Annotated in this window: 11 protein-coding genes and 1 tRNA gene; 7 read left to right on the forward strand and 5 right to left on the reverse strand. The window is 68.3% G+C overall.

Annotation, left to right across the window (positions count from 1 at the left end; all coding sequences use genetic code 11):
• Window positions 1–145 precede the first annotated feature (145 nt).
• From polA to TMO_RS16200, 4 genes are read left to right on the forward strand one after another with little or no spacing between them, the layout of a single operon-like run.
• The gene (gene polA / locus TMO_RS16185; protein ID WP_014746726.1) at window positions 146–2,962 is read left to right on the forward strand and encodes a DNA polymerase I; all 2,817 of its coding nucleotides are present in this window, start codon (window positions 146–148) and stop codon (window positions 2,960–2,962) included.
• A 5-nt stretch (window positions 2,963–2,967) separates the two neighbouring features.
• Window positions 2,968–3,951, forward strand: a complete 984-nt coding sequence (locus tag TMO_RS16190; protein WP_041605043.1) for a DNA-3-methyladenine glycosylase family protein — start codon at window positions 2,968–2,970, stop codon at window positions 3,949–3,951.
• Window positions 3,948–4,424 (forward strand): OsmC family protein, encoded by a 477-nt coding sequence (locus TMO_RS16195; protein WP_014746728.1) that lies wholly within the window; start codon window positions 3,948–3,950, stop codon window positions 4,422–4,424. Before TMO_RS16190 ends, TMO_RS16195 begins: the two co-directional genes overlap by 4 nt.
• A gap of 31 nt (window positions 4,425–4,455) precedes the next feature.
• Window positions 4,456–5,871, forward strand: a complete 1,416-nt coding sequence (locus TMO_RS16200) for an SWIM zinc finger family protein (RefSeq protein ID WP_014746729.1) — start codon at window positions 4,456–4,458, stop codon at window positions 5,869–5,871.
• A 6-nt stretch (window positions 5,872–5,877) separates the two neighbouring features.
• On the opposite strand, the gene TMO_RS16205 is transcribed toward TMO_RS16200, so the two are convergent.
• The 5 genes from TMO_RS16205 to TMO_RS16225 all read right to left on the reverse strand — a co-directional run bounded on the left by TMO_RS16205 (window position 5,878) and on the right by TMO_RS16225 (window position 8,201).
• Entirely contained in the window at window positions 5,878–6,165 is a 288-nt protein-coding gene (locus TMO_RS16205) for a hypothetical protein (protein WP_014746730.1), read from the reverse strand.
• A 201-nt stretch (window positions 6,166–6,366) separates the two neighbouring features.
• Complete coding sequence (locus TMO_RS16210; RefSeq protein WP_014746731.1) at window positions 6,367–6,633, reverse strand: DUF1150 family protein; 267 nt, start codon at window positions 6,631–6,633, stop codon at window positions 6,367–6,369.
• Between the two features lie 91 nt (window positions 6,634–6,724).
• Window positions 6,725–7,183: an Hsp20 family protein gene (locus TMO_RS16215; RefSeq protein ID WP_014746732.1), complete on the reverse strand. Its 459-nt coding sequence runs from the start codon at window positions 7,181–7,183 to the stop codon at window positions 6,725–6,727.
• Between the two features lie 327 nt (window positions 7,184–7,510).
• Window positions 7,511–7,586 (reverse strand) — tRNA-Ala (locus TMO_RS16220).
• A 261-nt stretch (window positions 7,587–7,847) separates the two neighbouring features.
• Window positions 7,848–8,201: a TIGR02300 family protein gene (locus TMO_RS16225; protein WP_014746733.1), complete on the reverse strand. Its 354-nt coding sequence runs from the start codon at window positions 8,199–8,201 to the stop codon at window positions 7,848–7,850.
• Between the two features lie 291 nt (window positions 8,202–8,492).
• Here TMO_RS16225 and aroA point away from each other — a divergent pair, with 291 nt between their 5' ends.
• The 3 genes from aroA (at window position 8,493) to rpsA (ending at window position 12,649) form a co-directional block, all read left to right on the forward strand.
• On the forward strand, window positions 8,493–9,860 hold the full coding sequence (gene aroA, locus TMO_RS16230) for a 3-phosphoshikimate 1-carboxyvinyltransferase (RefSeq protein ID WP_014746734.1): 1,368 nt from the start codon (window positions 8,493–8,495) through the stop codon (window positions 9,858–9,860).
• Between the two features lie 24 nt (window positions 9,861–9,884).
• Window positions 9,885–10,529 (forward strand): (d)CMP kinase, encoded by a 645-nt coding sequence (gene cmk, locus TMO_RS16235; RefSeq protein ID WP_014746735.1) that lies wholly within the window; start codon window positions 9,885–9,887, stop codon window positions 10,527–10,529.
• A gap of 395 nt (window positions 10,530–10,924) precedes the next feature.
• On the forward strand, window positions 10,925–12,649 hold the full coding sequence (gene rpsA / locus TMO_RS16240; RefSeq protein WP_014746736.1) for a 30S ribosomal protein S1: 1,725 nt from the start codon (window positions 10,925–10,927) through the stop codon (window positions 12,647–12,649).
• The last annotated feature ends 184 nt before the right edge of the window (window positions 12,650–12,833 follow it).

A 12,833-nucleotide genomic window follows, 5' to 3' on the forward strand; every position in this document is an offset into this window, starting at 1 on the left:
CGCTGACGGCATGGGCGCCCCTTGTTCCACGTCCGTTCGCGGATGGGTTCCGGGCGGCTTTCATGCCATACTGCCCGCCGCGATGACCGCGGCCTTCCTGTACCCAGACTTATATCCCAGACTTCCCGGAGCCGAGACGGTAGAGATGAGCGACCAGACCCCGAGCCCCCAGAGCCCCCTCTACCTCGTCGACGGATCGGGCTACATCTTCCGGGCCTTCCACGCCCTGCCGCCGCTGAACCGCCCCGACGGCACGCCGGTCAACGCGGTCTACGGCTTCTGTTCGATGCTGCTGAAGCTGATCGAGGATCTGAAGGCCGAGCGGCTGGCGGTGATCTTCGATGCCGGCCGGCTGAGCTTCCGCAATGAGATCTACCCCGACTACAAGGCCCATCGCCCCGAGCCGCCGGAAGAGCTGGTGCCCCAGTTCCCGCTGATCCGCGACGCCACCCGCGCCTTCGCCCTGCCCTGCATCGAGCTGCCCGGCTATGAGGCCGACGACCTGATCGCGAGCTATGCGAAGGCCGCCCGCGAGGCCGGCCAGGAAGTCGTGATCGTCTCGGCCGACAAGGACCTCATGCAGCTGATCCAGGACGGCGTCTCGCTGATGGATCCCATGAAGGCCAAGAAGATCGGCCTTGAAGAGGTGATGGCCAAATTCGGCGTCGCCCCCGACAAGGTGGTCGACGTTCAGGCGCTGGCGGGCGATTCCACCGACAACGTGCCGGGCGTGCCCGGCATCGGGGTCAAGACCGCCGCCCAGCTGATCGGCGAATATGGCGATCTGGACACGCTGCTCGCCCGCGCGGGTGAGATCAAGCAGCCCAAGCGTCGCCAGACCCTGATCGACAATGCCGACAAGGCGCGCGTCTCTCGTGAGCTGGTCCGGCTGCGCGATGATGTCGAGCTGCCCGACCCGCTGGACAGCCTGCATGTCGGCCAGATGAGCGCCGAGGTCGTGCTCTCCTTCCTGGAACAGCAGGGCTTCACCTCGCTGGTGGCCAAGCTGCGGCCGCATCTGGGCGCATCGAAACCCGCCCATGGCGGCAGCAGCAGCTCGGCCGCCGCAGCAGCGGCCGAAGACATGCGTGCGGCGGTGCGCGATTACGAGCTGATCCAGGACGAACCCGCCCTCGCCCACTGGATCGAGATGGCGACCGAGGCGGGCATCGTCGGTTTCGACACCGAGACCACCAGCCTCGACGCCCATCGCGCCGTGCTGGTCGGCTTTTCGCTGGCGGTGGCGCCGGGCCGGGCCTGCTATGTGCCGCTTCGCCATGTGGCGCCGCGCAAGGCCCGGCAGGGTGCGCTCGATCTGGGGGCCGCCGGCGAGGCCGGGGCGGATGAGGGCGCGCCCGAGCAGATCCCGGTCGACCGGGCGATCACCCTGCTCCGCCCGCTGCTGGAAGCGCCGGGCGTGCTGAAGGTCGGCCAGAACATCAAATACGACATGATCGTCATGGCGCGCGAAGGCATCGAGATCGCGCCGATCGACGACACCATGGTCATGTCCTACGCGCTCGACGGCACCCGCCACGGCCATGGCATGGACGAGCTGGCCCAGATCCATCTGGGGGTGACGCCGATTTCTTATGACGAGGTCACCGGCAAGGGCCGCGACCGGATCGGCTTCGACGAGGTGCCGCTGGACCGCGCCCGCGACTATGCCGCCGAGGACGCCGACGTCACGCTGAACCTGCACCGGCTGCTGAAGCCGCGTCTTGGTCCCGAAGGCGTGCGGGCGCTTTACGAGCGCACCGACCGGGCGCTGGTTCCAGTGCTGGCGCGGATGGAGCGGCGCGGCATCCGCATCGACCGCGACATGCTGGGCAAGGCCTCGCGGGAATTCGCCGACGGCATGGCGGCGCTGGAAACGCGCATCCACGAGCTGGCCGGGGAGAGCTTCAACGTCGGCAGCCCCAAGCAGCTGGGCGAGATTCTGTTCGACAAGCTGAGCCTGCCCGGGGGCAAGAAGGGCAAGACCGGCGCCTATGCCACCGGTGCCGATATCCTGCAGAAGCTGGCCGCCGACGGCCATGAGCTGCCGGCGAAGGTGCTGGACTGGCGCCAGCTCGCCAAGCTTAAGAACACCTATGCCGATGCGCTGGCCGAGGCGGTGAACCCGGAAACCGGCCGCATCCACACCAGCTTCGCCCTGACCGTCACCACCACCGGCCGGCTGTCGTCGAACGACCCCAATCTTCAGAACATTCCCGTGCGCACCGAGGAAGGCCGGCGGATCCGCCGCGCCTTCGTGCCCGAGGCGGGCCATGTGCTGATGTCGGCCGACTACAGCCAGATCGAGCTGCGCCTGCTGGCCGACATCGCCAACATCCAGGCCCTGCGCCAGGCCTTCCGCGAGGGCATCGACATCCATGCGCTGACCGCCTCTCAGGTCTTCGGCGTGCCGGTGCAGGGGATGGATCCGATCACCCGCCGCCGGGCCAAGGCGATCAATTTCGGCATCATCTACGGCATCAGCGCCTTCGGTCTGGCCCAGCAGCTGGACATCCCGCAATCCGAGGCCAAGCGCTATATCGAGGCCTATTTCGAGCGCTATCCCGGCATCCGCGACTATATGGAGCGCGCCAAGGCCGATGCCCGCGCCCATGGCTTCGTGACCACGATCTTCGGCCGCAAATGCTGGACGCCCGACATCGCCGCCAAGAACCCGGCACTCAGGGCCTTTGCCGAGCGCGCCGCGATCAACGCGCCGCTTCAGGGGTCGGCCGCCGATATCGTCCGGCTCGCCATGGTGGCGCTGGATGAGGCGCTGGAGGCAAGCCCGCTCGGCGCGCGCATGCTGCTCCAGGTCCATGACGAAATCCTGCTGGAGGTGCCGGAGGCCGAGGTCGAAGAGACCGCCGCCCTGGTCAAGCGGGTGATGGAAGATGTGGTGTCGAGGCCGGTGCCCTATGTCGTCGAAGTCGGCACCGGGCTCGACTGGGATGCCGCACATTGACGGCGATGCCTGCAGATAGCGGAGCCGTCGAGGCGGTCGCCCCCGGCCGGATCCGGCTGCCGGCCGGCATCGATCTGGTCACCGCCTTCGCGGGCCTCGCCGCCCATGGCGATGACGGGCTGGTGCGGCTCGACGGTGACCGGCTCTATACGATCGAGCGGATCGAACGCGCGCCGGTGGCGGTGGAAACCATCCTCACCCCCGATGCCCGGGGCGATTTGCAGGTGACGGTGGAAACCGGCGCCGTCGACCTGCTCGAGATCGCGACCCGCGCCATTGCCGCCCGTCTGCATCTGCCGGGTGCGGCCTTCGCGGCGCTTGCCGCCGATGATCCGGTGATCGGCCGGATCGCCGCCGCCCAGGGGGTGCGCCCCACCCTGCTCTACCCCGAGCCCATGGTGGTGATGCTGCGCACGATCAGCGCCCAGCTGGTCAACCTCGCCTGGGCCGCGACCACCCGCCGTCGCCTGGCCGAAGCCTTCGGCATCCGCCGGCCGGTGGGCAGCGGCTGGGTGATCGATATCGACCCGGCCCGGATCGCGGCGATCGACCCCGACGAGATCAAGACCCTGCAGTTCACCGGCGCCAAGGCCCGGGCGATCGTGAGCGTGGCACGGGCGATCGTCGACGGCCGGCTGGATGCAGCCGCCATGGCCGCGGCCGACACGCCGGAAATCCGCAGCCGGCTGACCGCCATCTCGGGCATCGGCGACTGGACCGCAGACTGGGTTCTGGCCCGCGGCCTGGGCCGGCCGGTGGTCGCGACCGGTGATCTGGGCGTGCGCAAGGCCGTGGCCCGCGCCTATCACGATGCCGAGATCATTCCCGCGGCCGAGGTTGCCCGCACCACCGCCCATTGGGGGGAAGCCGCCCTCGACGCCCAGACGCTGCTGCTCTCCACCCTCGGCGCCGCCGGGGCCGAGGGCGCCACCCCGCGGCTTGCCCGCAAGCGGGCCGCCGTCACCTCGCCGGAGGAGAAACGCCCATGAGCGGCCGTATCCACCGCTACACCGCCGAAACCGTCTGGACCGGCGATACCGGTCAGGGGACGGCCGGCTACCGCAGCTATTCCCGCGATCACGACCTCAAGATCGCGGGCAAGCCGGTCATCGCCGGCTCTTCGGACCCGGCCTTCCGCGGCGACGCCACGCGCCACAACCCGGAAGACCTGCTGGTCGCCTCGGCCTCTGCCTGCCACATGCTCTGGTATCTGCATCTGGCCAGCACCCGGGGCATCGTCGTGCGCGGCTATACCGATGCCGCCGAGGGCGAGATGACCGAACGCGCCGATGGCGGCGGCGCCTTCACCCGCATCCGGCTCAGGCCGCGGGTGACCATTTCCGCCGGCGATCCGGCCGTGGCGCAGTCCCTGCATGCCGAAGCGCATCATCTCTGCTTCATCGCCAACAGCCTGAGCTGTCCGATCGAGATCGAGGATACGGTCGAGGTCGTCAGCGCCTGAGCACGAGCCGAGCCCTCTTGCGGAGCACGTCTTGAAGATCCGGATCGATATCGACAGTCTGCTCGACGAGATCGCCCCTTCGATCGTCAGCCGGGGTGAGCGCTACCACCACGATGGCCGCGTGACCATCCTCGACGCCGATCCCCACCGGGTGCTGGCCAGGGTGGAGGGCACGGAGCCCTACATCACCCGCCTGTTCATCGACCGGGATGGCCATGTCGATGGCGACTGCAGCTGCCCGGCCTATGAAAATTACGGGCCGTGCAAGCATATGGTCGCGGTGGGGCTGACCATCCTGAAGACGGGGTTTCAGCCCGATCCCGAGATCGCCCGGACCCGGGCGCGGATCCGCACCCATCTGAAAAGCCTGGACGTCGACACCCTGGTGGGAATCGTGCTCGACTGCGCGCTTACCGATCCGGAGCTTTATCGCAGGCTCGATCTGACCGCCTTGCCTGGCGATGAGAGTGACGACGACGCCTTCACGCGCCTCGCGAAGGTGATCGACGCTGCGCTGCCCGACGTGGAGGATGATGGCTGGGTCGATGCGGATATGGCCGAGGGCTGGACATTATCGATCGATCCGATCCTGACCGCCCTGCAGACCATGATCGAGACCGGCCGCGCTGAGCTGGCCCGACGCCTGATCGATCATGTCCATGCCGCCGCCTGCCGTCTGATCGTCGGCATTGAAGGCGACAACACGCCAGTCATCGAGCTGTTCTCCAGGTTGGACCAGCTGCATCTGGCCGCCTGCCGGGCAGCAGCGCCGCCGCCCGTCACGCTGGCGGCGTGGCTTTTCGCGCGCGATATCATCGCACCGGAAGAGATCGGCAGCCGTACGATTGCGGGTTACGCAGATCTCCTCGGCCCCGAAGGCCTTGCGAGCTGGCGCCGGCTCGTCGCCGAGGCCTGGGCTGCCGAACCGGTGATTGCCCCCAGGCCTGATAGTGGCACGCTCCCGGAGATACCGGCGCGGCGCCTCGCGCTGGCGCGGATCATGGAGCAGATCGCGGAGGCTGATGGCGATGTCGAGGCCCGGATCGCCATCCGGGCCAGAACCCTGACATCGCCCGCCGACTATCGGAAACTGGTGGAGTTCTGCCTGGAAGCCGACCGGCCCGATGCCGCCCGACACTTGCTGGACGAGGGGATCTGGCTGTTTGAGGGCAGGAAGCAACTTGTCCGGGAGCTGATCACCCTCAAGACCAGGCTAAAGACGCCCGCCAAGGCGTCGTCACCCCCTGCGGATGCAGAGATCCAGGCACGTACGGATCGGATCGAAGCGCTGATCGCGACCGGGGGCAGGCCAGCCTATGAACAGGCCTGCCAGCTGCTGAAACAGTTGGCACCGCTGAGGAGTCCCGCCGCTCATGCGACGCATCTGGACGAGATCAGGCGGCGCTACCGCAGCCGTCGGGTACTGATGAGCCTGCTCGACGTCTGACCCGCATCAGCCGCCGTAGATCTGCCCCTGCGCGACCGAGATCCAGTCGATGCCGGCACCGCCGGTCACGCGCTCCAGTGCCGTGTCGTCGATCGCGCCGTCGGGGCCGACCGCATCCCGCGCCGCCTCGATCCGCGCCAGCACCTCGGAGGCCAGGGCAAAGCCGTGGGCATCGGCCGCCGCGGTCAGCAGGGCGTCGCGGGCGGCCGGCGTCGCCGCATCGGCCAGGGCCGCCGCAAGCCCCGGATCGGCGGCAAGCAGATCGACGAGAAGACGAGCGCTGTCATCGGACATTGGGGCGTTCCTGCAAGCTGGGTTGCGGCCCGACGGGGCTGGCCGGCGGGGACCGCCGGGGCATGACTGTCGGCTGACGTTATCCTAGCATCATGCCAGGTACCCGGCCGCCAGACGCAACCGGCCGGTCGACACTCGTCAACCGGCCGGGAAAGGTCGCGGGGCAAAAGCTCGTAGGGGCAGGATCGCAGGCGACGGCGATCAATGGATCGTCGCCGGCACCATCTCGTGCTGCAGGATGGCGCCGATCGCAGAGGCGCTGTCGGCCATCACGGCGACGCGTTCACCGCTGGCGGAAAATACGCCGAACATCACGCCGCCGGCAGTGGTCACCGGGCGGACATAGGCCACCTGCTCAAGCCCCAGCGCCGCGAAGGCTTCGGGCGTCATCCGGCGGATGGCGGCGCGGGCCGCTTCGGCCACATCGGCAGGGGAACGGGTCGTCTCTTCCAGGTTGAAGCGGGGCATGGGATCAGCCTCCTTCGTCCGCGGCCGTGCCGGGCACCGGATCGGTCGCCCTGTCGCCCGCGATGGGTCCACGTCTCTTCAGGATAAGCGGTCAGCGCTCGTCGAGCAGGCTGCCCGACTGGCGTCCGTCCGGCTGGGTCTTGCGGATCGAGATCGTCCGCACCGAGGATTGCGGCAGCGGTTGCTCCAGATCGATATGAAGCAGGCCGTTGTCCAGCGAGGCGTCCATCACCTGGATGCCGTCGGCGAGCAGGAAGGTGCGCTGGAACTGCCGGGCCGCAATGCCGCGATGGATGAACTCCCGGCCGTCATTGGCGTCGTCGTGCTGCCGCCCGCGGATCACCAGCTGGTTGTCTTCCAGCGTGACCGTCAGGTCGTCCATGGTGAAACCCGCGACCGCAAGCGTGATGCGCAGCCGCCGCTCGCCGAGTTTCTCGATGTTGTAGGGCGGGTATCCGTCGGAGCCGGTCTTGGCCAGACGGTCCAGCATGCGCTCCATGTGGTCGAAGCCCAGCATCATCGGGTGATTGAAAGCGGTGAACCGCGACATCCCTGACATCTCCTCCGCGACAGACGAGCGAGATCCGGATCCGGCTGCCGTGGCGGCGACCTCCTTGGGGAGCATCCACCGCGCCCGGCCGGCGCGCCGGCAGGTCCGTCCGACGGGTGGTCTCCGGTCGCTTTCTCCGCCCGCATTCCGGGCCGGAGACGGCGTTCACCGGCCGTTCCATCGGTTATCTGGAGATAGGGAAGCTGAGAGGTCCGTTCAAGACCAGGCAGGCGCGGCACCGGGCACGCGACATGACACCCCGGGCGACAACGCAGCCTGGGCAACGACGAAAAAGCCCGGTACCGAAGCACCGGGCTTTTTCGAAGATGGTGGAGCCAAGGGGAGTCGAACCCCTGACCTCTTGAATGCCATTCAAGCGCTCTCCCAACTGAGCTATGGCCCCGAAACCTGTCTGATGCCGTTGGCTGCGTGTGACCGGGGTCCCGGTTTCCGCTGCCGTGCGCCGTTTGGGGCGGCGCGCCGTGCGTCAGCGGAGCGGAACATAGTGGCCGCGGCCGGGCTTGGCAAGCGGTTTTTTTCACGCCACCGTCATCTTCGACGACAGCGGCAGGAACTGTGATGCAAGCCCCTGCTTTTGCTTACAAAAAGCCGTCCCCTGAAACCGAAACCGGCGCCCCTGGGTCGAGGGGCGCCGGTCGCGGGATCAGTTCTCGTCGTCCTCGTCGCCGAGACGGACGTCACCGACGTCATCGTCACCCAGCTCCGAGGCATCTTCGATGCCGACATCATCCTCGTCGTCATCCTCGAAGGCCTCGTCGAAGCCTTCCTCGTCGACATCCTCCACCTCTGCCGGCACGACCTTGGCCTTGCGGGCCTGGGCCGCGCGCTCACGGGCCAGCTCGTCGGCCTCCCGTGCGGCCCGGCGGGAACGGGTCTCTTCGATCTGCGGCTGCTCAGCACCGCATTTGGGGCATGTCACCGGCGTGCGGCGCATATCGTAGAAGCGCGCACCGCAGCTGCGGCAGGTGTGCTTCTGCCCCCACTCCTCCTTCGCCACGCGACCACCCTTGATAGCTGTTGGACGTGTACAGGAACGAATTCACGGGAACGGGTTGCCGGCACAAGGGGCCGGCCATGGTGATGGCGCGATCGTGCGCGTCACCCCGTCGGCTGCGTTTGCCACGAAGCGCCGGGGCTGTCAAACCGCTAAATGCGTCCGGGCAGGGTTGCATCGCCGACATCGCCATTCGGTGGGGGGCCTGCGATGATGCACAGGGGCCCCTGCTGTGATAGACCAGCCCCGAACCTTTCCCGCTTCCGCCCCGCCTTTCCGGACAAGGGCCCCGTCATGACCCATGCCGCGCCGCATCCCGCCACCGCCCGCCTCTCCCACGGGCTTTCGGGCGACGTCACCGTCCCCGGCGACAAGTCGATCTCGCATCGGGCGTTGATGCTGTCGGCGCTGGCGGTGGGGCGCTCCACCGTCGACGGTCTGCTGGAAGGCGAAGACGTGCTCGCGACCGCGGCCGCGATGCGCGCGCTCGGCGCCGGCATCACCCGCGAAGAGACCGCCGGTCCCGACGATACCCCGGCCATCCGCTGGGTGATCGACGGCGTGGGTGTCGGCGGCCTGGCCGAACCGGCCGATGTGCTCGACATGGGTAATTCGGGCACGGCGGCGCGGCTGCTGATGGGCCTGCTCGCCACCCATCCGCTGGTCGCGGTGATGACCGGCGACGCCAGCCTGCGCAAGCGGCCCATGGCCCGGGTCGCCACCCCGCTCGAAAAAATGGGCGCGAAGATCGTCACCCGGGCCGGCGGCCGGCTGCCGGCCACCGTCATCGGCACCCGCAGCCCGGTGCCGATCCGCTACCGCCTGCCGGTGCCCTCGGCCCAGGTGAAGTCGGCCATCCTGCTGGCCGGGCTCAACACTCCCGGCCGCACCGTGGTTGTGGAACCGGAAGCGACGCGCGACCACACCGAACGCATGCTGGGGGCCATGGGCGCCCGGATCACGGTCGAAACCGAGGCCGACGGCGCCCGGGTCATCACCCTCGACGGCCAGCCGGAACTCAGCGCCCGCGACATGACCGTGCCGGGCGACCCGTCCTCGGCCGCCTTCCCGCTGGTCGCAGGGTTGATCACCGAAGGCTCGGCCGTCACCGTGCGCAATGTCTGCCTCAACCCCGGTCGCGACGGATTGATCCGCACCCTGGTCGAGATGGGCGCCGATCTGACCGTCACCAACCCGCGGGATGTGGGCGGCGAACCGGTCGGCGATCTGGTCGCCCGCTCGTCCGCACTCAAGGCCGTGACCGTGCCCGCCGAACGCGCGCCCTCGATGATCGACGAGTTTCCGGTGCTGGCCGCCGCCGCCGCCACGGCCCACGGCACCAGCCGTTTCGAGGGGCTCGCGGAACTCAGGGTCAAGGAAAGCGACCGGCTGCAGGCGGTGGCCGACGGCCTGGCCCGTGCCGGCGTCACCGTGCGCACGGGCGAGGACTGGCTGGAAGTAGACGGCTGCGGCGGCCCGGTCCCGGGCGGCACCGACGCGGTCGTCACGCATCTGGACCATCGCATCGCCATGGCCTTCCTGGTGCTGGGCCTGGCTGCACGCAACGGCATGGTGGTCGACGACGATCGGATGATCGCCACCAGCTTCCCCGGCTTCCGCGCCCTGATGACCGGGCTCGGTTGCGACATCACCGATCTCTGAGCCTGCCGGAGCCCGCCGCGCATCATGACCCGGACCCTCATCCATCCGCCGGTGATCGCCATCGACGGCCCGGCCGCAGCCGGCAAGGGCACGCTCGCCCGCAGGCTCGCAGCCGAACTGGGGCTGCGCCATCTCGACACCGGCATGATCTATCGGGCGGCGGCAAGCCGGCTGCTCGCCGGCGGCGGCGATCCGGACGACCCGGCCGCGGCCGCCCTGGCGGCGCAGACCCTTGGTGCCGACGATCTCGTCCGCACCGACCTGCGGGCCGAGCGCACCGGGGAAATCGCGTCGAAAATCGCGGCACTCGGCCCCGTTCGTGCCGCCCTGCTCGACTTTCAGCGCAGCTTCGGCCGCACCGCTCCGGGCGCCGTGCTCGACGGTCGAGACATCGGCACCGTGGTCTTTCCCGACGCGCGCGCGAAGATCTTCGTGACTGCCTCGCCCGAAGCGCGTGCACTCAGGCGACACGAAGAGTTGCGGGGCAAGGGGGTTGCCAGTATATTCGCCGACGTTCTGGAAGAGATGCGGCTGCGAGACCGTCGCGACCGGGAACGAGCGGTGGCCCCGCTGCGTCCCGCGGACGACGCGGTCACCCTCGACACCACCGACATGTCGGCGGACGAGGTTTTCGCGGCAGCGCTCGCGCATGTCACCAGCCGGCTCTGACCGGCCGGGGCAGGGCACGGGCCGGATCGTCACCGGATCGAGGTTTCGCCGGTCGTCGCCCACCCCCACCCGGGGGAGGAGCGGCGTTTCGGCGCATTGACGACTGAAGCCCGCGGCGGCCGGACGGCCGGGCGTCGCGATCCTGTAAACCAGCAACCGGCGGGGATGCCCGCCGTATCCGAACCCCCGTCGGTCGGAACCCGCCCCACCCGGCAGCGCCGGTCAAGGAACCGCGGCGTTCAGACGTCCACGACGGCCCCGACCCGAAGCGGCAGGATCCGCAACGGCCGGAGCCTCGGCGGGTGCCGGAGCCTCTCCCCAGGCCAGCCACCGACGCCCGGATGGCCCTGGAGCCGAGGTTCCCCGGCAGGACGGGTGGAGAGGTAGGAGAACCCATGATCAACACCAGCCCCGCGCCCGAGAAGGACGTCATGTCGGACGAGAATTTCGAAGCCCTGCTGGCCGACAGCTTCATTGCCCAGGATGGCCTGGAGGGAAGCGTCGTTAAGGGTCGGATCACCGCCATCGAGGGCGACCAGGTCCTCATCGACGTCGGCCTGAAGTCCGACGGGCGCATCGCGCTCAAGGAATTCGCCCAGCCCGGTCAGGAGACCGAGCTTGCGGTCGGCGACGAGGTCGAGGTCTATATCGACCGGATGGAGAACGCCCAGGGCGAGGTCGTCATCAGTCGCGAGCGTGCGCGCCGCGAAGAGGCCTGGACCCAGCTCGAACAGGCGTTCAAGAACGCCGAGCGCGTCAACGGCGTGATCTTCGGGCGCGTGAAGGGCGGTTGCACCGTCGACCTTCAGGGTGCCGTGGCCTTCCTGCCGGGCAGCCAGATCGACATCCGTCCGGTGCGTGACATCACGCCCCTGATCGGCACGACCCAGCCCTTCCAGATCCTCAAGATGGACAAGCGCCGCGGCAATATCGTCGTCTCGCGCCGTGCCGTCCTCGAGGAGAGCCGCGCCGAAGCCCGCAAGGAACTGATCGAGAACCTCAAGGAAGGTCAGATCCTGGAAGGCGTGGTCAAGAACATCACCGATTACGGTGCGTTCGTGGACCTGGGTGGCGTCGACGGCCTGCTGCACGTCACCGACATCTCCTGGCGCCGCATCAACCACCCGACCGAAGCCCTGACCATCGGTCAGTCGGTCCGCGTGGTGGTGACCCGCTTCAACCGCGAGACCCAGCGCATCAGCCTCGGCATGAAGCAGCTCGAGGCGGATCCGTGGGAAGGTGTCGAGGTGAAGTACCCGGTGGGCGTGAAGTTCGCCGGTCGCGTCACCAACATCACCGACTACGGCGCCTTCGTGGAGCTGGAGCCGGGCGTCGAGGGTCTGGTCCACGTCTCCGAGATGAGCTGGACCAAGAAGAACGTGCACCCGGGCAAGATCGTTTCGACCTCGCAGGAGATCGAAGTGATGGTGCTCGACGTCGACTCGCAGAAGCGCCGCATCAGCCTGGGCCTGAAGCAGGTTGCCGACAACCCGTGGGAGACCTTCCTGGATCGTCACCCGGTGGGTTCGGCGATCGAGGGCGAGGTCAAGAACATCACCGAGTTCGGTCTGTTCGTTGGTCTCGACGGCGACATCGACGGCCTGGTGCACCTGTCGGATCTCGACTGGAGCCGCCCCGGCGAAGAGGCGCTCAAGGACTTCCGCAAGGGCGACATGGTCAAAGCCGTGGTGCTGGATGTGGACGTCGAGAAGGAGCGCATCTCCCTCGGCATCAAGCAGCTCGACAAGGATCCCTTCACCGAGGCGACCCAGGACCTGCGTCGCGGCCAGACCGTCACCTGCACGGTCACCAAGGTCGTCGAGAATGGTCTGGAGATCTCCACGGCCGATGGCGCCAAGGGCTTCATCCGCAAGTCGGAAATCGCCCGTGACCGCCAGGATCAGCGGACCGACCGCTACAGCGAGGGCGACAAGTTCGACGCCCTGATCACCAACATCGACCGGTCGAGCCGCAAGCTCACCCTGTCGATCAAGGCGCTGGAGATGGCGGAAGAGAAGAAGGCCATGGCCGAGTTCGGTTCGTCCGACAGCGGCGCCAGCCTCGGCGACATTCTGGGTGCGGCGCTCCGCGAGCGCGAGCGGACCCAGGCGGACGATTGATCCGATCCCGCGCCCTGGGCATCTGCCCGGCGGATCGATGAGCGTCCTGCGGCCGGCCCGGAGCAATCCGGGCCGGCCGCAGCCGTTTCAGGAGGCAGGATCGGCGATTGCCGGCGCGGATCTGCCGCTGATCACACCTGCCGTCACAGGATTGACATCAATTCATATTATATAAATCTCCACA

This window comes from Tistrella mobilis KA081020-065 (assembly GCF_000264455.2).
GTDB lineage: Bacteria > Pseudomonadota > Alphaproteobacteria > Tistrellales > Tistrellaceae > Tistrella > Tistrella mobilis.

Excerpts from the sequence above, each read along its gene's own strand:
- polA (WP_014746726.1), top strand. The coding sequence starts at position 146 with ATGAGCGACCAGACCCCGAGCCCCCAGAGCCCCCTCTACCTCGTCGAC.
- TMO_RS16190 (WP_041605043.1), top strand. The coding sequence starts at position 2,968 with ATGCCTGCAGATAGCGGAGCCGTCGAGGCGGTCGCCCCCGGCCGGATC.
- TMO_RS16195 (WP_014746728.1), top strand. The coding sequence starts at position 3,948 with ATGAGCGGCCGTATCCACCGCTACACCGCCGAAACCGTCTGGACCGGC.
- TMO_RS16205 (WP_014746730.1), bottom strand. The coding sequence starts at position 6,165 with ATGTCCGATGACAGCGCTCGTCTTCTCGTCGATCTGCTTGCCGCCGAT.
- aroA (WP_014746734.1), top strand. The coding sequence starts at position 8,493 with ATGACCCATGCCGCGCCGCATCCCGCCACCGCCCGCCTCTCCCACGGG.
- TMO_RS16215 (WP_014746732.1), bottom strand. The coding sequence starts at position 7,183 with ATGTCGCGGTTCACCGCTTTCAATCACCCGATGATGCTGGGCTTCGAC.
- cmk (WP_014746735.1), top strand. The coding sequence starts at position 9,885 with ATGACCCGGACCCTCATCCATCCGCCGGTGATCGCCATCGACGGCCCG.
- TMO_RS16210 (WP_014746731.1), bottom strand. The coding sequence starts at position 6,633 with ATGCCCCGCTTCAACCTGGAAGAGACGACCCGTTCCCCTGCCGATGTG.
- rpsA (WP_014746736.1), top strand. The coding sequence starts at position 10,925 with ATGATCAACACCAGCCCCGCGCCCGAGAAGGACGTCATGTCGGACGAG.